Source organism: Serratia sp. N21D137 (genome assembly GCF_047530005.1).
GTDB classification, from domain to species: Bacteria; Pseudomonadota; Gammaproteobacteria; order Enterobacterales; family Enterobacteriaceae; genus Chania; species Chania fonticola_B.
In genome coordinates, this window is sequence record NZ_JBLJAJ010000015.1 from 49,635 (window position 1) to 66,900 (window position 17,266).

15 protein-coding genes and 1 other annotated feature are annotated in these 17,266 nt (G+C 55.5%); of the genes, 6 read left to right on the forward strand and 9 right to left on the reverse strand.

The window, feature by feature from the left end; translation table 11 throughout:
- Positions 1 to 52: 52 nt before the first annotated feature.
- The 6 genes from trpA to ACMV5H_RS13610 are packed head-to-tail and all read right to left on the reverse strand — an operon-like array spanning position 53 to position 6,608.
- Positions 53 to 859, reverse strand: coding sequence for a tryptophan synthase subunit alpha (gene trpA / locus ACMV5H_RS13585; protein WP_059200957.1), 807 nt, complete (start codon positions 857 to 859; stop codon positions 53 to 55).
- Positions 859 to 2,049 carry a tryptophan synthase subunit beta gene (gene trpB / locus ACMV5H_RS13590; protein WP_021806583.1) on the reverse strand — a complete coding sequence of 397 codons (1,191 nt, stop codon included), beginning with the start codon at positions 2,047 to 2,049 and terminating at the stop codon, positions 859 to 861. The genes trpA and trpB overlap by 1 nt, the downstream gene beginning before the upstream one ends.
- 38 nt (positions 2,050 to 2,087) lie before the next feature.
- Complete coding sequence (trpCF, locus tag ACMV5H_RS13595) at positions 2,088 to 3,449, reverse strand: bifunctional indole-3-glycerol-phosphate synthase TrpC/phosphoribosylanthranilate isomerase TrpF (protein WP_179247624.1); 1,362 nt, start codon at positions 3,447 to 3,449, stop codon at positions 2,088 to 2,090.
- A 3-nt stretch (positions 3,450 to 3,452) separates the two neighbouring features.
- Positions 3,453 to 4,451, reverse strand: coding sequence for an anthranilate phosphoribosyltransferase (trpD, locus tag ACMV5H_RS13600; protein WP_021181251.1), 999 nt, complete (start codon positions 4,449 to 4,451; stop codon positions 3,453 to 3,455).
- Between the two features lie 16 nt (positions 4,452 to 4,467).
- Positions 4,468 to 5,049 carry a glutamine amidotransferase-related protein gene (locus tag ACMV5H_RS13605; RefSeq protein WP_021806581.1) on the reverse strand — a complete coding sequence of 194 codons (582 nt, stop codon included), beginning with the start codon at positions 5,047 to 5,049 and terminating at the stop codon, positions 4,468 to 4,470.
- The gene (locus ACMV5H_RS13610) at positions 5,049 to 6,608 is read right to left on the reverse strand and encodes an anthranilate synthase component 1 (RefSeq protein ID WP_209527069.1); all 1,560 of its coding nucleotides are present in this window, start codon (positions 6,606 to 6,608) and stop codon (positions 5,049 to 5,051) included. Before ACMV5H_RS13610 ends, ACMV5H_RS13605 begins: the two co-directional genes overlap by 1 nt.
- A 28-nt stretch (positions 6,609 to 6,636) precedes the next feature.
- Positions 6,637 to 6,741 (reverse strand) — a sequence feature (Trp leader region).
- A gap of 240 nt (positions 6,742 to 6,981) precedes the next feature.
- On the opposite strand from ACMV5H_RS13610, the gene rnm reads away from it, so the two are divergent.
- From rnm to rluB, 3 genes are all read left to right on the forward strand, one after another.
- The gene (rnm, locus tag ACMV5H_RS13615; protein ID WP_179251665.1) at positions 6,982 to 7,869 is read left to right on the forward strand and encodes an RNase RNM; all 888 of its coding nucleotides are present in this window, start codon (positions 6,982 to 6,984) and stop codon (positions 7,867 to 7,869) included.
- Between the two features lie 48 nt (positions 7,870 to 7,917).
- A complete protein-coding gene (locus ACMV5H_RS13620; protein ID WP_021181255.1) occupies positions 7,918 to 8,538 on the forward strand; it encodes an L-threonylcarbamoyladenylate synthase in 621 nt (206 codons plus the stop codon).
- Between the two features lie 153 nt (positions 8,539 to 8,691).
- Entirely contained in the window at positions 8,692 to 9,600 is a 909-nt protein-coding gene (gene rluB / locus ACMV5H_RS13625) for a 23S rRNA pseudouridine(2605) synthase RluB (RefSeq protein ID WP_024486388.1), read from the forward strand.
- 47 nt (positions 9,601 to 9,647) lie between these two features.
- Here rluB and cobO read toward each other — a convergent pair whose 3' ends face one another.
- Complete coding sequence (gene cobO / locus ACMV5H_RS13630) at positions 9,648 to 10,238, reverse strand: cob(I)yrinic acid a,c-diamide adenosyltransferase (RefSeq protein WP_021806577.1); 591 nt, start codon at positions 10,236 to 10,238, stop codon at positions 9,648 to 9,650.
- Positions 10,239 to 10,251: 13 nt separating this feature from the next.
- Entirely contained in the window at positions 10,252 to 11,013 is a 762-nt protein-coding gene (locus ACMV5H_RS13635; protein WP_115158868.1) for a YciK family oxidoreductase, read from the reverse strand.
- A 394-nt stretch (positions 11,014 to 11,407) separates the two neighbouring features.
- Between ACMV5H_RS13635 and sohB the strand changes: the two genes are divergently transcribed.
- Positions 11,408 to 12,454: a protease SohB gene (sohB, locus tag ACMV5H_RS13640; RefSeq protein WP_021806573.1), complete on the forward strand. Its 1,047-nt coding sequence runs from the start codon at positions 11,408 to 11,410 to the stop codon at positions 12,452 to 12,454.
- Between the two features lie 49 nt (positions 12,455 to 12,503).
- Here sohB and ACMV5H_RS13645 read toward each other — a convergent pair whose 3' ends face one another.
- Positions 12,504 to 12,755, reverse strand: coding sequence for a YciN family protein (locus tag ACMV5H_RS13645; RefSeq protein WP_021806572.1), 252 nt, complete (start codon positions 12,753 to 12,755; stop codon positions 12,504 to 12,506).
- Positions 12,756 to 13,181: 426 nt separating this feature from the next.
- On the opposite strand from ACMV5H_RS13645, the gene topA reads away from it, so the two are divergent.
- Both topA and cysB read left to right on the forward strand, forming a co-directional pair.
- Complete coding sequence (topA, locus tag ACMV5H_RS13650; RefSeq protein WP_021181262.1) at positions 13,182 to 15,791, forward strand: type I DNA topoisomerase; 2,610 nt, start codon at positions 13,182 to 13,184, stop codon at positions 15,789 to 15,791.
- A gap of 361 nt (positions 15,792 to 16,152) precedes the next feature.
- Complete coding sequence (gene cysB, locus ACMV5H_RS13655) at positions 16,153 to 17,127, forward strand: HTH-type transcriptional regulator CysB (protein WP_021181263.1); 975 nt, start codon at positions 16,153 to 16,155, stop codon at positions 17,125 to 17,127.
- The last annotated feature ends 139 nt before the right edge of the window (positions 17,128 to 17,266 follow it).

The following is a 17,266-nucleotide window of genomic DNA, read 5'->3' on the forward strand; positions in this document are numbered from 1 at the left end:
AATGTGTTATCACCGGATACTTTCGTAGTATCCGGTGATTGAGAGCGGGAGATTAAACGCGGGTAGCGGCTTTCATTTCACGTACAAACTTGCCCAGCTTGGCCAGCATTTCTGCCGGTTGTGCCTGATTCTGTTCGATGATCTTAACAATTGCCGAACCGGAGATTGCCCCGGCGGCCCCGGCTTGCAACGCATCCTTGACCTGTGAAGGTTCAGAGATGCCAAAGCCTTGCAGCGGTGGCGCCGCATGATACTCGCGCAGCTTATTGACCAGGTGGTGCAGCGGTAACTGCGCCCGGCTTTCCGTCCCGGTTACTCCTGCGCGTGACAGCAGGTAAGTGTAACCCCGGCCGTGGGACGAGATTTCACGCAGTAAATCCTCATCCGCATTTGGTGGGCAGATATAGATTGGCGCGATGCCGTGGCGAGTTGCTGCCGCGCGGAAAGGTGCGGACTCCTCGAAAGGTACGTCCGCGATCAATACCGAATCTACACCGGCCTGCGCGCAGCGCTGATAAAATGCGTCAATGCCGCCGTGGAACACCAGGTTGGCGTACATCAGCAGGCCAATCGGAATATCAGGGTGCTTCTGGCGGATTGCCGTCAGCATTTCAAAACAGTGCGTTGGCGTAACGCCAGAAGCGAAAGCACGCAGTGCTGCACTTTGAATGGTTGGGCCATCGGCCAACGGATCAGAGAAGGGGATCCCTAACTCCAAGGCATCTGCACCGTTCTCCACCAGCGTATCGATAATCTGTAACGATAGCGTCGGGTTTGGGTCGCCGAGGGTGACAAACGGCACGAAGGCGCCTTCTTTATTATTTTCCAACCGTTTGAACAGTTGCTGATAACGTTCCATCAGATTTCTCCCCGTGCTTTCAGAATGTCGTGAACGGTAAATATGTCTTTGTCGCCGCGGCCGGACAGGTTAACCACCAGGATCTGTTCTTTCTGCGGCTCTTCACGGATCATTTTCAGCGCGTGTGCGAGGGCATGGGAAGACTCCAACGCCGGGATAATTCCTTCGTGGCGGGAAAGCGCTTTGAAAGCCTCCAGCGCTTCATCATCGGTGATCGACACGTATTCTGCGCGGCCGATGCTGTTCAGATAGGCGTGTTGCGGGCCAACGGAAGGGAAGTCCAAACCGGCGGAAATCGAGTAAGACTCCTCGATCTGGCCTTCAGAGGTTTGCATCATCGGCGATTTCATCCCGAAGTAAATCCCCACCTTGCCATGTTTCAGCGGCGCACCATGCTGGCCGGTTTCGATCCCCAGGCCAGCGGGTTCAACGCCGATCAGGCCAACGCTGTCATCATCGATAAAGTCGGCAAACATGCCGATGGCGTTGGAACCACCGCCAACGCAGGCCAATACGGCATCCGGCAGACGGCCTTCACGCTCCAGCACCTGAGCTTTGGTTTCTTCACCGATCATGCGTTGGAATTCACGCACTATGGTCGGGAACGGGTGTGGGCCTGCGGCAGTGCCCAGCATGTAGTGGGCCTTATCGTAAGAGCCAGACCAGTCGCGCAGCGCTTCGTTACAGGCATCTTTCAGCGTGGAAGAACCGCTGTGCACCGGGATCACTTCAGCCCCCATCAGGCGCATACGGAATACGTTAGGTGACTGGCGTTCAATGTCCTTGGCACCCATGTAGATACGGCATTTCAGACCGAGCAGGGCGCACGCCAGCGCAGAGGCCACACCGTGTTGGCCAGCGCCGGTTTCCGCGATGATCTCGGTTTTGCCCATGCGTTTGGCAAGCAGCGCCTGGCCCAATACCTGGTTGGTCTTATGGGCACCGCCGTGCAGCAGATCTTCACGCTTTAGGTAGAGTTTGGTTTTGCTACCGGCAGTCAGGTTTTTGCACAGCGTCAGTGCCGTTGGGCGGCCCGCATAGTTTTTTAGCAGATCGATAAACTCTGCCTGGAACTCAGGGTCACGCTGGGCGCTGACGAAGGCTTCTTCCAGTTGTTTCAGGGCTGGCATCAAAATTTGCGGCACGTACTGACCGCCAAATTCGCCGAAGTAAGGGTTAAGCAGCGTCATTATTTTTCCCGTTATTATCCGTTAAATGAGGTTCGCAATCAGTAGGCGCGCAGGGTCTGGAACACCGCCGCGAGACGCTCGGCATCTTTGATGCCGGGTTGGCTCTCTACGCCAGAGTTGAAATCGAGGCCCGCACAGCCCAGTTGGGCCGCATCTAGGCAGTTGTCTGCACTCAGGCCGCCAGCCAGCATCACGTTGTCCAGCGTTTGGCCCTGCAACACCGACCAGTCAAAGCGAACTCCGGTACCGCCAGCGCCGTTATCCAGCAGGTAACGATCGACCTGTTGCAGATCCCGAGCAGGCAGGCTGTCTTTTACGCTCAAGGCTTTCCAGATCTGACAGGTGGCAGGCAGCTCGGCGCGCAGGGCGTTAATATAAGCTTGGTCTTCCGCTCCGTGCAGTTGCACCGCATACAGACCAAGGCGCTCAGCAGTTTGCGCTACCGTAGCGATGGGCGCATCACAGAAAACACCCACGTATTTCAACGGCGCTCCGGCGATCACTTCCCTGGCGCGGGCAATGTCCACGTTACGTGGGGAACGGCCAACGAAGATCAGACCGCCGTAGTTGGCACCCGCCTGATAAGCGGCGGCGGCATCTTGCGGCCGGGTCAGGCCACAGACTTTGTTGTCACCGAGGATCACGCGGCGTACCGCGCTGCGCAGGTTGGCCTCCGACATCAATGCGCTACCGATCAGAAAACCGTTGGCATAGCGGCTGAGTTCACGGATCTGGCGATAGTTATTGATGCCGGACTCGCTGATCACCGTCACGCCATGTGGCACTTTTGGAGCCAGGGTGCGGGTGCGATCCAGATCGATAGACAGATCGCGCAGATCGCGGTTGTTGATGCCAATCACTTTGGCTTCCAGCTGTACCGCACGCTGTAATTCTTCTTCGCTTATCACTTCGGTCAGCACGCCCATATTCAGGCTGTGTGCCACCGCAGCAAGTTGGCGGTACTGTTCGTCATCGAGCACTGACAGCATCAACAGAATGGCGTCGGCCTGGTAGTGACGTGCCAGATAGATTTGGTAAGGGTCGATCATAAAGTCCTTACACAGCACCGGCTGGGTCACGGTTTTACTCACCAGCGGCAGAAAATCGAAGCTGCCCTGGAAGTATTGCTCATCGGTCAGCACCGAGATCGCCGAGGCGAAGTCCTTATACACCGAGGCGATTTCCACCGGGTCAAAATTCTCGCGGATCAGCCCCTTGGAAGGAGAGGCTTTTTTGCATTCGAGAATAAATGCCGTTCTGGCGCCTTGTAGCGCATGATAAAAGCTACGCTCGCTTGGCACGATTTCGTTTTGAAAGCTGGCTAATGGCTGTTGTTGCTTACGTGCCGCGACCCACTGCGCCTTGTCACGAACAATCTTGTTGAGCACGGTTTCCTGCATCATTTATCCTCTTGCTGCCAAAGCAGTGACACGCTGGTAAGCCTGCCCACTGTGGATCATTTCCAATGCCTGCTGCGCGTTCTGGCGCAGGTCTTCCTGTCCGAATAGTTTCAGCAACAGTGCGACGTTGGCGGCGACCGCCGCGGCGTGCGCTGGCTCACCTTTACCTTGTAACAACCTTGCCAGAATGTCACGGTTTTCTTCCGGCGACCCTCCCAGCAGGGAGCCCAGCGGGTAGCTGTCCAACCCAAAAGATTTAGGTGTCAGCTGATAACTTTCAATTTCGCCGTCATTCAGCTCGGCGACGTGAGTGGTGGTGTGGATCGCCACTTCATCCATACCGCCACCGTGCACGACGGCGGCGCGCTGATAACCCAATACGCGCAGGGTTTGGGCGATTGGCAGCACCAACTCCGGGCTGTAGACCCCAATCAACGCCAACGGTGGGCGAGCCGGGTTAATCAACGGCCCGAGTACGTTGAACACCGTGCGGGTCTTCAACTGTTGGCGTACCGGCATCGCATGGCGAAAACCGGTGTGATACTGCGGCGCAAACAGGAAACATACGCCCAGTTCATCCAAAGCCTTGCGGGATTCTTCCGCAGGCAGATCCAGACGGATCCCGAAGGCGGCCAACAGATCGGATGAACCGGAACGGCTGGAGACGCTGCGGTTGCCGTGCTTGGCCACCTTGACCCCACAGGCTGCGGCAACAAAAGCGCTGGCCGTGGAGATATTGATGCTGTTGGTGCCGTCACCGCCGGTGCCGACGATATCCGCGAAGGCATAGTCCGGGCGTGGGAACGGTAGAGCATCGGCCAAGAGCGCCTTGGCAGCTCCGGCGATTTCTTCCGGGTGCTCACCGCGGATCTTCATGCTGATCAATGCCGCTGCCAGTTGGCTAGGTTCCAGCTCACCGCGCACGATAGCGCTGAATAACTGCTGGCTTTCTTCCTGGCTCATCGACTCCGAGCGATACAGTTTTTCAAGAATAGGTTGCATAGTCGGTTCCCCTTGATTATTTCGCCAACGCCCAGGCCAACGTCTGCTCAAGCAAACGCGCGCCTTGGGTGGTCAGAATGGATTCTGGATGGAATTGGAAACCACATACGCGGTGTTCATCGTGACGCACTGCCATCACCATGTCGCCGAAGCGAGCATTGACGGTCAGCCCTTCAGGGATATTGCTGCCGACCAGCGAGTGATAGCGGGCGACCGGCAGCGGGTTGGCCATACCGGCAAACATCCCCTGGTTATCGTGAGTAATGGAAGAAGCCTTGCCGTGCAAAATCTCACCGGCCTGGCCAACGTGGCCGCCATAGGCTTCCACAATCGCCTGATGGCCGAGACAGATCCCGATGATTGGCATCTGGCCGCGCAGGCGTTGCAACAGCTCTGGCATACAACCAGCGTCGGCTGGAGTACCAGGGCCTGGGGACAGCATTAAAATAGGCTGCTCCATCTGTTGCAGGCGCGCGATGATGATCTCGGCGGCAATCTGGTTACGATAAATGACTACCTGATGACCGCTGGCACGCAGTTGATCGACCAGGTTGTAAGTAAAGGAGTCGACGTTGTCGAGCAGTAAGATATCGGCCATTAGAAAATCTCCTTGGCCTGGTGCGCGCTGGCGATGGCACGCAGCACGGCACGTGCCTTGTTACGGGTTTCATCGGCTTCTGCCTGCGGAACGGAGTCCAGCACCACACCGGCACCGGCCTGCACGGTGGCAATACCGTCCTCAACATACGCGGAACGAATGACAATACAGGTATCGAGATCGCCGTGAGCGGTAAAGTAGCCCACGGCACCGCCGTAGCTGCCACGACGGGTGCCTTCAGAGGCGGCAATCAGCTGCATGGCGCGTACTTTCGGGGCGCCGCTCAGCGTGCCCATATTCATACAGGCCTGATAGGCATGCAGCACGTCGAGATCGCCACGCAGCTTGCCGACCACGCGGGAAACCAGGTGCATCACGAATGAGTAACGGTCTACTTTGGTCAGGTCGGCAACGTAGCGGCTGCCAGCCTCACAAATACGGGCCAGATCGTTGCGGGCCAGATCGACCAGCATCAGGTGTTCCGCCAGCTCTTTATGGTCGGTACGCATTTCCAGTTCGATACGGCTGTCGAGATCCAGATCCAGCGAACCGTCGGCGCGGCGTCCGCGAGGACGAGTACCGGCGATCGGGTAAATTTCGATTTGACGGCTGGTAGCTTCATATTTCAGCGCGCTTTCCGGCGAGGCACCGAACAGCGTGAACTCGTCGTCCTGCATAAAGAACATGTAAGGGCTTGGATTGTTTTCCTTCAGCGTCTGGTAAGCCGCCAGCGGGTTAGGGCAAGGCAGGGAGAAGCGACGAGAAGGCACTACCTGGAAAATCTCGCCGTGACGGATCGCCTGCTGCAACTGGCTGACCACCGCGCCGTACTCTTCATCGCTCTGATTGCAGCTTAGCTGCATGTCTTCCAGTTTTTGATGAGGAATGGCGATTGGAGTTTGTTGCAATTGCACCTGAAGCTGTTGGAGACGCTGCTGCAAACGCAGAGTTTCAGCGTGGTCACCGGTAAATACGCTGGCTTGCAAACGGGCCACACCGCGCTGGTGATCCAGCACCAGCAGCGTTTCCGCCAGGTAGAAACAGAAGTCCGGGCAGCGTTGGTCTTGGCGCAGCTCTGGCAGGTCTTCAAACCCGGCCACCAGGTCATAGGCAAACAGGCCACCGAGCAGCATAGCTTCACGCTCATCGGCTGGGGCGTCGACCAGCGTCAGCATCGTGCGCAATGCATCAAACACCGACAGTGAACGCAGGCGTGCATCTTCGTCTTGTACCGTATCAATTGCTGGGAAGGTTAGCTCACGGCCGTTAGGCCGAGCCTGGATTTGAACGTCGGCAGGCAAGGCTTCATCCAACAGTGGCAGCAGGGCTGCACCGTTAGCGGTCAACGCCTGAAGGCTGACCTTACGGCCCAAGGCGGTAATGCGCAGGGCACTGTCGACAATCAGCAGGCTTTTCAGGTTTTGCTTGCTGTTGATTTCCGCCGAGTCCAGCAACAGGGTGGCAGGGCGCGCGCCGCACAGCTGATGAAAAATCGCCGTCGGATCGCTGCGGTAACCGGCCTGTGCCGTGAGGAGTTTGAGCTGTGGTTTGATGTTCATCTTCGGTAGTTCCAGTCAAATCTTGTCCATAAAAAAGCCCGCTGTAATGAGCGGGCCTAGGGAATCTGCAGTGTCAGATGACAGGTATGCGTGATTACTCGACCCTTGATTGGGAAGTACGCCACCAGCGAAGAAGAGAAGTGTGCTTAGTCATCATGTTGCTCTCTGTATTTTCATCCAACACGGTTATTGCCGTGAACTTGTGTACTAGTTAACTGGAACAAGGAGGCAATGTCAACTCTCTTTTTGCACAATATGTTAGCGGCCAGCGTGGAATCGTTAATCTGGCGGGAGCGCCATCGGCAGAATAGATTTCCGTCCGGCCAACCATAACGGGTATGATAGAAAGCCAAGCCATCGCAGGATATCCCTTTTGACAGACAGCAGCCCACAATCCTCCGCTTTTACCCTGTACGATCTCCACAGCCACACCACCGCTTCGGACGGTTACTTAACGCCGACTCAACTGGTGCAGCGAGCCGTTGAGATGCGCGTTGGCGTGCTGGCTATTACCGATCACGACACCACCAACGGATTGGCAGAGGCCGCGGCCGCGATAGCCGATCTTGCCTTGCCCTTGCAGTTGGTTAACGGCGTGGAGATTTCTACGCTGTGGGAAAACCATGAGATCCACATTGTTGGGCTGGGGCTCGATATCACCCATCCGGCGCTGTTACAGCTGCTGGTCGAACAGACCGAGCGCCGTAATCTGCGGGCGCAAGAAATCGGCGTTCGGTTAGCAAAAGCGCGCATTCCCGATGCCTATGCCGGAGCGCAACTGCTGGCGGGGGATGGGGCGGTTACCAGAGGGCATTTTGCCCGTTTTCTGGTGCAGCAGGGCATAGCTGGCAACATGGCGCAGGTGTTCAAGAAGTATCTCGCCAAAGGGAAAATCGGCTATGTTCCGCCACAGTGGTGTACAATAGAACAAGCCATTGATGTCATTCATCAATCCGGTGGCCAAGCGGTGATGGCGCATCCGGGCCGTTACGATCTGACGGCAAAATGGCTGAAACGTCTGTTGGCCTATTTTGCCGAACACGGCGGTGATGCGATGGAGGTGGCGCAGTGTCAACAAGCCCTCCATGAGCGTACGGTGTTGGCTAAATATGCGCAGGACTACCAATTATTGGCGTCTCAGGGTTCGGATTTCCATCAGCCCTGTTCGTGGATTGAGTTGGGGCGCAAACTGTGGTTACCCGGCGGTGTTGAACCGGTTTGGCGTGATTGGCCACAGCCCCAACAGAACTTAGTCGATTGATTTAACGCGGGCGTTGTTTTGCGCGTGCATCATTTTCAGGAGTTAGAGATGAGCCAGCTATTTTATATTCACCCGGACAACCCGCAGCCGCGCCTGGTCAATCAGGCCGTAGAGGTGCTGCGCAAGGGTGGCGTGATCGTCTATCCAACAGACTCTGGCTACGCGCTGGGCTGCAAACTTGAAGAGAAGACGGCGTTGGAGCGTATCTGCCGCATTCGCCAGTTGGACGGTAACCACAACTTCACGCTGATGTGCCGCGATTTGTCCGAGCTGTCGACCTATGCTTATGTGGACAATTCGTCGTTTCGCCTGATCAAGAACAATACGCCCGGCAATTACACCTTCATCCTGAAAGCGACCAAAGAAGTGCCTCGTCGCCTGATGAATGACAAGCGTAAAACCATCGGTTTGCGCGTGCCATCCAACCCGATCGCTCTGGCATTGCTGGAAGTGCTCAATGAGCCAATGATGTCGACCACGCTAATGCTGCCAGGAAATGATTTTGCTGAATCCGATCCGGAAGAGATCAGCGAACACCTTGGCAAGCAGGTGGATCTGGTGATCCACGGCGGTTTCCTGGGCCAGCAGCCAACCACGGTTATCGACCTGACCGAATCCTCCCCGGAAGTGATCCGTGAAGGGGCGGGCGATCCAGCGCCTTTCCGCTAAACTGCCGGACGAAGTCAGTGCCAAGGAGGGATAAAGCCTGTATAATAAGCGGTTGGTTTTGACCAAGTGCTAATCTTTGCGGCCGTCTCTCCTTGCTGAGAGTGGCGGCAAAGTCCCCCCGACGCCTGTGAAGGCGACATTAGAGGTTGCTCAATGAGCGAAAAGTTACAGAAAGTATTAGCGAATGCTGGCCATGGCTCGCGTCGTGAAATAGAAACCATGATTGAGGCAGGTCGCATCAGCGTCGACGGCAAGATCGCCAAACTGGGCGACCGCGTTGAAGTGGTCGCCGGGATGAAAATTCGCCTGGACGGTCATGTTGTCTCGATCAAAGAATCCGAAGAAGCGGTTTGCCGCGTGCTGGCTTATTACAAGCCGGAAGGTGAACTCTGTACCCGTAGCGATCCAGAAGGTCGCCCAACGGTCTTCGATCGCCTACCAAAACTGCGTGGTTCTCGCTGGGTAGCGGTAGGGCGTTTGGACGTGAATACCTCAGGCTTGCTGCTGTTTACCACTGACGGTGAACTGGCTAACCGCCTGATGCACCCAAGCCGCGAAGTTGAACGCGAATACGCCGTGCGCGTGTTCGGCCAGATCGACGACGAAAAGCTCAAGCAACTGAGCAAAGGTGTCCAATTGGAAGATGGCCCGGCGGCATTCCGCACCATCACCTTCCAGGGTGGCGAAGGGATCAACCAGTGGTACAACGTCACGCTGACCGAAGGCCGTAACCGTGAGGTGCGTCGCCTGTGGGAAGCCGTTGGCGTGCAGGTAAGCCGCTTGATCCGCGTGCGTTACGGCGATATCGATCTGCCAAAAGGCCTACCTCGTGGCGGCTATACCGAGCTGGATCTTAAAGCGATCAACTATCTGCGTGAGCTGGTGGAACTGCAGCCGGAAACCGTCAGCAAACTGCCGGTGGAACGCGATCGCCGTCGTGTGAAGGCCAATCAGATCCGCCGTGCGGTAAAACGTCACAGCCAGGTTGCTCCCGGCAGCCGTCGTGGCGCACCAGGTAGCAGCAAACCGGGTAAACCGGCCAAGTCTTCCAAGCGTAGCTAAATTTATCACCGTGGCCTTGCCTTCTGGCTTGGCCACGGGTTATTCAGTTACCAGTCAATACCCTGCTGAGCCTTGATCCCCGCTTCAAACGCGTGCTTCACCGGCCGCATCTCCGTCACGGTATCCGCCAGCTCCAGCAAATCGCGATGACAGCCACGCCCGGTGATAATCACCGTCTGGTGTGCAGGACGCTGCTCAAGGGCTTCCAGCACCTCTGACAGCTCTAAATAGCCGTAGGTGACCATATAGGTCAACTCGTCCATCAGCACTAGATCCAGGCTGCTGTCGGCCAGCATCCGCTTACCGTGTTGCCAGACGGCCTGGCAGGCGGCGGTATCGCTTTCCCGATCCTGGGTTTCCCAGGTAAAGCCGGTTGCCATGACCTGAAATTCCACGCCGTGCTGTTGCAGCAGGTTTTTCTCGCCGTTGGGCCACTGGCCTTTGATAAACTGGATCACTCCGGCCTTCATCCCGTGGCCGACGGCACGAGTGACGGTGCCAAATGCAGCGGTGGTCTTGCCTTTGCCATTGCCGGTAAAGACCAGCAACAGACCGCGGGTTTCCTGCGCGGCGGCAATGCGGGCATCCACCTGTTCTTTCAGCCGTTGCTGGCGTTGTTGGTGACGATCTTCAGCCATGTTAAATGCTTCCTTATTCGGCAGCGCCGGGTTTACGGTTGGGCTGAGCATCGAAGCTCATGCCGGTTTTACGGCGGCTGTCATCGCCCATCAAATACAGATAGAGCGGCATGATATCGGCCGGTGTTTTCAGCTTGTTTTTATCTTCCTGTGGGAATGCAGATGCGCGCATTTTGGTACGAGTTCCGCCAGGATTGATGCAATTTACCCGCAAGTTACGGTTTTTATACTCATCGGCCAATACCTGCATCATCCCTTCGGTAGCAAACTTGGAAACGGCATAGGCCCCCCAGCCAGCACGGCCGGTGCGACCGACGCTGGAGCTGGTGAACACCAACGATCCCGCATTGGATTTCAGCAGCAACGGCAGCAGCGCCTGGGTAAGCATGAAGGTGGCATTCACGTTGACCTGCATCACTTCGTTCCACATGGTCATCGAAAGCTCGGCCATTGGGGCGATGTCGCCCAACAAACCTGCGTTTTGCAATACGCCGTCCAGACGTGGCACCTTGGTGGCCAAGTCTTCCGCCAGGGTTTGGCACTGCTCTGGCGTGGTGTGTAACAAATCCAGCGTTACGATATGCGTCGGGGTGCTGGAGATGGCGGCAATTTCGGCCTGGACGGCCTGCAGTTTGCTTTCCGTGCGGCCAAGAAGCACTAGCTGTGCGCCGTAGCGAGCGTAAGTCAGCGCCGCCTCTCGACCAATGCCGTCGCCCGCCCCGGTGACCAGAATAATGCGTTGTTCGAGCAGATCCTGTTTAGGTTGGTAATGCACAATAATTCCTCGCGCCTGTTTGGCGGCTCCCGCGCTATGGCTGGGAGCTTGGGTGGATTGCGGATCGCTGGCAGTAGCAGGGTTGCTCAACCACAATGGCGATCCGCTGCGAATTTTTGTCAGTAATTTAATGAATAATGTCTGTTATATGCCTGAAATGGATCGCATTTTCAATGAGTAACCGACAGAAACGGCATTCTTTTGTAACAAAAACGGTACAATAGTGGCTTGGTTATCGCTGCGGGCAACCCCATAGCACGGAGGTGTGCCGTATGCTCATCAATCTGAATTTTCATTTAGGCGCGACAGCCGTGGTGCCATTTGCTAAAAAGTACGTAGGGGCGCTGCATGCTGCGCCCGCTCAACTAACAAACTGTAAATAAAGGCGGTATCTGTGGAGTTTATATCTGTTTATGGCCTTTTCCTGGCCAAAGTTGCCACGGTGGTGATTGCTATTGCCGCGCTGGCGTTGCTGGCGGTAAGCCTCGGGCAGCGCAAGAGCCAGCAGAAAGGGGAACTACAGCTTACCGACCTGGGTGAGCAATATCGTGAAATGCAGCGGGAAATGCGCCTTGCCCGCATGGGGGCGGCAGAGCAGAAGGCCTGGAGCAAGCAGTTCAAAAAACAGAACAAGGCCGACGACAAGCTGAAAAAACAGCGCGCCAAGGCCGGTGCGGTAGAGGCCGTCAAACCTTGCCTGTATGTACTGGACTTCAAGGGCAGCATGGATGCCCATGAGGTCAGCTCACTGCGTGAAGAGATCTCTGCCGTGTTGGCAGTAGCTACGGCTAAGGACGAGGTGTTGCTGCGTTTGGAGAGCCCTGGTGGGGTGGTGCACGGCTATGGTCTGGCAGCGTCGCAACTGGAGCGTCTGCGCAAGGGGGGTATCCGCCTGACGGTGGCGGTGGATAAGGTCGCGGCTAGCGGCGGTTACATGATGGCCTGTGTGGCCGACCGCATTGTGGCAGCACCGTTCGCCATCATTGGTTCGATCGGCGTGGTTGCGCAGATCCCCAACTTCCATCGCTTGCTGCAAAAGAGCAATATCGATGTGGAATTGCACACCGCGGGCCAGTTCAAACGCACCTTGACCCTGTTTGGTGAGAATACCGAACAAGGGCGGGAAAAGTTCCGTGAAGATCTCAACGAAACCCACGAGTTGTTCAAACAGTTTGTTCATCAGCAACGCCCTTCATTGGCTATCGAAGAGGTCGCGACCGGTGAGCATTGGTATGGCACTCAGGCAAAAGATAAAGGGCTGGTTGACGCGGTCGGCACCAGTGACGATCTGCTGATTGCCGAGATGGAAAACCATGAAGTGGTGGGGGTACGCTATGCCCGCCGAAAACGCCTGATCGATCGCTTTACCGGCAGTGCGGCAGAGAGTGTCGATCGTCTGCTGTTGCGCTGGTGGCAGCGCGGTGAGAAACCGCTGTTGTAAGCCGGTAAATCGGTGAATGCACGGGGCCTGATGGCCCCGTTTTTAATGGTTAACCCACCAGATGGTATTTCTCGGAAAGCACATGAGCCAGGTGCTTAAACATATTAAATACGGCGGTGGTTTTTGCCGTTGGCAGACCCTCGGGATCTAAAAAGAACTCGCCGCGGAAAACCAACACGCTGCCTTTCTGCTCAACGTCGGTGGCCACCATGCCGTGCATATAATCTTCATGTTGGCGGATGATGTTATTTGCTTCAGTAAGCAGATCTGCTCGTTCGATGGGTTGAGTGTTGTTACGCATTTATTTCTCCTGCTAGCGAAAATTCTGAACGTATTCTAGCGCGGGTTCGCGTTTATCCGCAAACCAGCTAAGGTTTAATTGCCGTCTGGACGGCCAGTGATTTGACCGTCCGTGGCGAAATGAGGTTTTCCGCGCTAATTAAGTTGCGTCGCGTTTGTTATCAGGTAGAGTGTGGGATTTTGCGGCTTCCGGTGGAAGGATTTGTTTACGCTCAACGCAGGTCATAGCTGGCCTGGCTTCTGGGGTTTGGCGTGAACAGGTCAGGCTGGTGAAATGCGTTCAGGTTGACCAGTTAGGCAACCATTAGAAAAAAACAGGTTGATCTCTTGCCAGAGTACCGCAATATAAATAAGAGATACGAATTGCCGCGGTACGGCGAGACAAATGGCTTCTTTTTAGAAGTATTAAATTCAGGTAAAGGTAATTATGGGCAAAGCTCTCGTAATAGTTGAGTCCCCGGCAAAAGCCAAAACTATTAATAAATATTTAGGTAATGACTACGTGGTGAAGTCCAGCGTCGGTCATATCCGTGATTTGCCGACCAGTGGCTCAGCTAGCAAAAAGAGCGCTGAGTCAACCGAAGACAAAACCAAAGACAAAGCCAAAAAGAAAGTCAAGAAAGATGAAAAGACCGCGCTGGTCAATCGCATGGGCGTCGATCCTTACCACGGGTGGGAAGCGCAATATGAGATTTTGCCCGGTAAGGAAAAAGTGGTCGCCGAGTTAAAGTCGTTAGCCGAAAATGCTGACCACATTTACCTCGCAACCGACCTTGACCGCGAAGGGGAAGCCATCGCCTGGCACCTGCGGGAAGTGATCGGTGGGGACGACAAGCGCTTTAGCCGCGTGGTGTTTAACGAAATCACCAAAAACGCGATCCAGCAGGCGTTCCAAGCGCCAGGCGAGCTGAATATCGATCGTGTCAACGCACAGCAGGCGCGTCGCTTTATGGACCGCGTGGTGGGCTACATGGTGTCGCCACTGCTGTGGAAAAAAATTGCCCGTGGCCTGTCTGCTGGCCGGGTGCAGTCCGTTGCGGTACGGCTGGTGGTGGAGCGTGAGCGCGACATCAAGGCGTTCGTACCCGAAGAATACTGGGAACTGCATGCCGATCTGCTGGCGAAAGGCGAAATTGCACTGCAGATGGAAGTCACCCACGCCCACGATAAGCCGTTCAAACCGGTTAACCGTGAGCAGACCCATGCCGCGCTTAACCTGCTGGAAAAAGCCCGTTATACGGTGCTGGATCGTGAAGACAAGCCAACCAGCAGCAAACCGGGTGCACCGTTTATCACCTCCACGCTGCAACAGGCTGCCAGTACCCGCCTGAGCTTCGGCGTGAAGAAAACCATGATGATGGCGCAGCGTTTGTATGAAGCCGGTCATATCACCTATATGCGTACCGACTCCACCAACCTGAGCCAGGACGCGGTCAACATGGTGCGTGGTTATATCGGTGACAACTTCGGCGACAAGTACCTGCCGAAGGCGCCTAACCAATACAGCAGCAAAGAAAACTCCCAGGAAGCGCACGAAGCGATCCGTCCTTCCGATGTCAGCGTATTGGCTGAACAGCTGAAAGATATGGAAGCGGATGCGCAGAAACTGTATCAGCTGATCTGGCGTCAGTTTGTCGCCTGTCAGATGACACCAGCGCAATACGACTCCACCACGCTGACGGTGAAAGCGGACGACTTCCTGCTGCGTGCCAAAGGCCGTACGCTGCGTTTCGATGGCTGGACCAAGGTGATGCCTGCGCTGCGTAAGGGCGATGAAGATCGCACCTTGCCGTTTGTGGAAGTGGGCAGCGAGCTGGATCTGCAAAAGCTGATCCCGAGCCAGCACTTTACCAAGCCACCGGCGCGTTACAGTGAAGCTTCACTGGTTAAAGAATTGGAAAAACGCGGAATTGGCCGTCCATCTACTTACGCCTCGATCATCTCGACCATTCAGGATCGTGGCTATGTGAGGGTAGAGAGCCGCCGGTTCTACGCGGAAAAAATGGGTGAGATCGTCACCGACCGCCTGGAAGAAAACTTCCGTGAGCTGATGAATTACGACTTCACCGCGCGCATGGAAAATGGCCTGGACCAGGTCGCCAACAACCAGGCGGAATGGAAAGCGGTGCTGGACGAATTCTTTGCCGAATTCAGTGAGCAGCTGGAAACCGCCGAGAAAGACCCTGAAGAGGGCGGTATGCGGCCGAACCAGATGGTGATGACCAGCATTGACTGTCCGACCTGTGGCCGCAAAATGGGTATCCGCACCGCCAGTACCGGCGTGTTCCTTGGTTGCTCCGGTTATGCGTTGACGCCGAAAGAGCGCTGTAAAACCACCATCAATCTGGTGCCGGAAGCGGAAGTGCTGAACATCCTGGAAGGGGATGATGCAGAAACCAACGCCCTGCGTGCCCGTAAGCGTTGCCAGAAGTGCGGCACCGCGATGGACAGCTACCTGATCGACAACCAGCGCAAGCTGCACGTGTGTGGTAACAACCCGGCCTGTGACGGCTACGAAATCGAGCAAGGCGAATTCCGCCTGAAAGGTTACGACGGCCCGATCGTTGAGTGTGAAAAATGTGGTTCCGAAATGCACCTGAAAATGGGGCGCTTTGGCAAGTACATGGGCTGCACCAACGAAAACTGCAAGAACACCCGTAAGATCCTGCGCAGCGGTGAAGTTGCGCCGCCGAAAGAGGATCCGGTCCCGCTGCCAGAGTTGCCGTGCGAGAAATCGGACGCCTACTTTGTGTTGCGTGATGGGGCGGCAGGCGTGTTCCTGGCGGCCAACACCTTCCCTAAATCGCGCGAAACCCGTGCGCCGTTAGTGGAAGAGTTGCTGCGCTTCAAAGATCGTTTGCCGGAGAAATTGCGCTATCTGGCCGATGCGCCGGTGGCCGATCCGGAAGGCAACAAGACGATGGTGCGCTTCAGCCGTAAAACCAAGCAACAGTATGTCTCATCAGAGAAAGACGGTAAGGCCACCGGCTGGTCCGCATTCTTCGTTGATGGCAAATGGGTTGAAGGCAAGAAGTAACCTGTACGCAAGGCAACAGCAAAAAACCAGCTCACTGAGCTGGTTTTTTATTGGCGAAAATCGGCTGGCGGATCTATTCTTCTCTGCTTTTTCTTATTTTTATCGGCAAGGCTCGGCGTTGATAATCATGCGAAAAGATCGTTATCATCTTGTGAAGCGGCTCTATACTTGGTAGCGCGACATGATATAATGGTTATATAAAAACGTTTTTTATGATTAAAGCTTATTAGCAACGGCGTTTTCATCAGCATCTGGGCGAAATCACTGTGTTTAAGGCTTGTGAGAATTAAGCATACCGGGCAACACCGAGATACCTGGCTGCGGCAAGCCGCAGTGTTTTAACCTAGGATGGTATTCAAATATGAAATTGCAGCAGCTTCGTTACATCGTAGAAGTGGTGAATCATAACCTCAACGTCTCTTCCACGGCTGAGGGTCTCTATACCTCGCAACCGGGTATCAGCAAGCAGGTGAGGATGCTGGAGGATGAGCTCGGCATCCAGATTTTCGCCCGTAGCGGCAAGCACCTTACCCAGGTGACGCCTGCTGGCCAGGAAATTATCCGTATTGCTCGCGAAGTGCTGTCCAAAGTGGAGGCCATCAAGGCCGTTGCCGGGGAACATACTTACCCTGACAAAGGTTCGCTGTATGTGGCAACCACCCATACCCAGGCACGCTACGCCTTGCCCAATGTGATCAAAGGCTTTATCGAGCGTTACCCGCGCGTGTCGCTGCATATGCACCAGGGCTCGCCAACGCAGATTGCCGAAGCGGTTTCCAAAGGCTCGGCAGACTTTGCCATCGCTACCGAAGCACTGCATCTGTATGACGACTTAATCATGCTGCCGTGCTACCACTGGAACCGGGCGGTAGTAGTGAAGCCCGATCATCCTTTAGCGGGAAAGAGCCACATCACCATTGAAGAGCTGGCCGAGTATCCTATCGTTACCTACACCTTCGGCTTTACCGGGCGCTCAGAGCTGGATACTGCGTTTAACCGGGCGGGGTTGACGCCGCGCATCGTATTTACCGCTACCGATGCCGACGTGATCAAGACTTATGTACGCCTGGGGCTGGGGGTTGGCGTGATCGCCAGCATGGCGGTCGATCCGGTGCAGGATCCGGATTTGGTGATGGTGGATGCCCGCGATATCTTTACCTATAGCACCACCAAGATCGGTTTCCGTCGCAGTACCTTCCTGCGCAGCTATATGTACGATTTTATCCAGCGTTTCGCTCCGCATCTGACGCGCGACGTGGTCGATACCGCCGTGGCTTTACGCACCAATGATGAGATCGAAGCCATGTTCAAGGACATCAAACTGCCGACCAAATAGGCCGTTAACTTGAGCCGCATTACACCATTTAAACCGCCGAAGGGCGGTTTTCCATTGTCTGATACCTGCTAACTCATTGACCTACCAGTAGCTTCCCGCCTTTGATTGCTCTTGCCTATCGTTATGATCAATACGTGTT

What these genes read in the sequence shown, in the direction of transcription:
- trpD (WP_021181251.1), bottom strand. Translation starts at nt 4,451, where the DNA reads ATGCAACCTATTCTTGAAAAACTGTATCGCTCGGAGTCGATGAGCCAG.
- ACMV5H_RS13610 (WP_209527069.1), bottom strand. Translation starts at nt 6,608, where the DNA reads ATGAACATCAAACCACAGCTCAAACTCCTCACGGCACAGGCCGGTTAC.
- cobO (WP_021806577.1), bottom strand. Translation starts at nt 10,238, where the DNA reads ATGGCTGAAGATCGTCACCAACAACGCCAGCAACGGCTGAAAGAACAG.
- topA (WP_021181262.1), top strand. Translation starts at nt 13,182, where the DNA reads ATGGGCAAAGCTCTCGTAATAGTTGAGTCCCCGGCAAAAGCCAAAACT.
- trpA (WP_059200957.1), bottom strand. Translation starts at nt 859, where the DNA reads ATGGAACGTTATCAGCAACTGTTCAAACGGTTGGAAAATAATAAAGAA.
- ACMV5H_RS13605 (WP_021806581.1), bottom strand. Translation starts at nt 5,049, where the DNA reads ATGGCCGATATCTTACTGCTCGACAACGTCGACTCCTTTACTTACAAC.
- rluB (WP_024486388.1), top strand. Translation starts at nt 8,692, where the DNA reads ATGAGCGAAAAGTTACAGAAAGTATTAGCGAATGCTGGCCATGGCTCG.
- cysB (WP_021181263.1), top strand. Translation starts at nt 16,153, where the DNA reads ATGAAATTGCAGCAGCTTCGTTACATCGTAGAAGTGGTGAATCATAAC.
- trpCF (WP_179247624.1), bottom strand. Translation starts at nt 3,449, where the DNA reads ATGCAGGAAACCGTGCTCAACAAGATTGTTCGTGACAAGGCGCAGTGG.
- trpB (WP_021806583.1), bottom strand. Translation starts at nt 2,049, where the DNA reads ATGACGCTGCTTAACCCTTACTTCGGCGAATTTGGCGGTCAGTACGTG.
- ACMV5H_RS13620 (WP_021181255.1), top strand. Translation starts at nt 7,918, where the DNA reads ATGAGCCAGCTATTTTATATTCACCCGGACAACCCGCAGCCGCGCCTG.
- ACMV5H_RS13645 (WP_021806572.1), bottom strand. Translation starts at nt 12,755, where the DNA reads ATGCGTAACAACACTCAACCCATCGAACGAGCAGATCTGCTTACTGAA.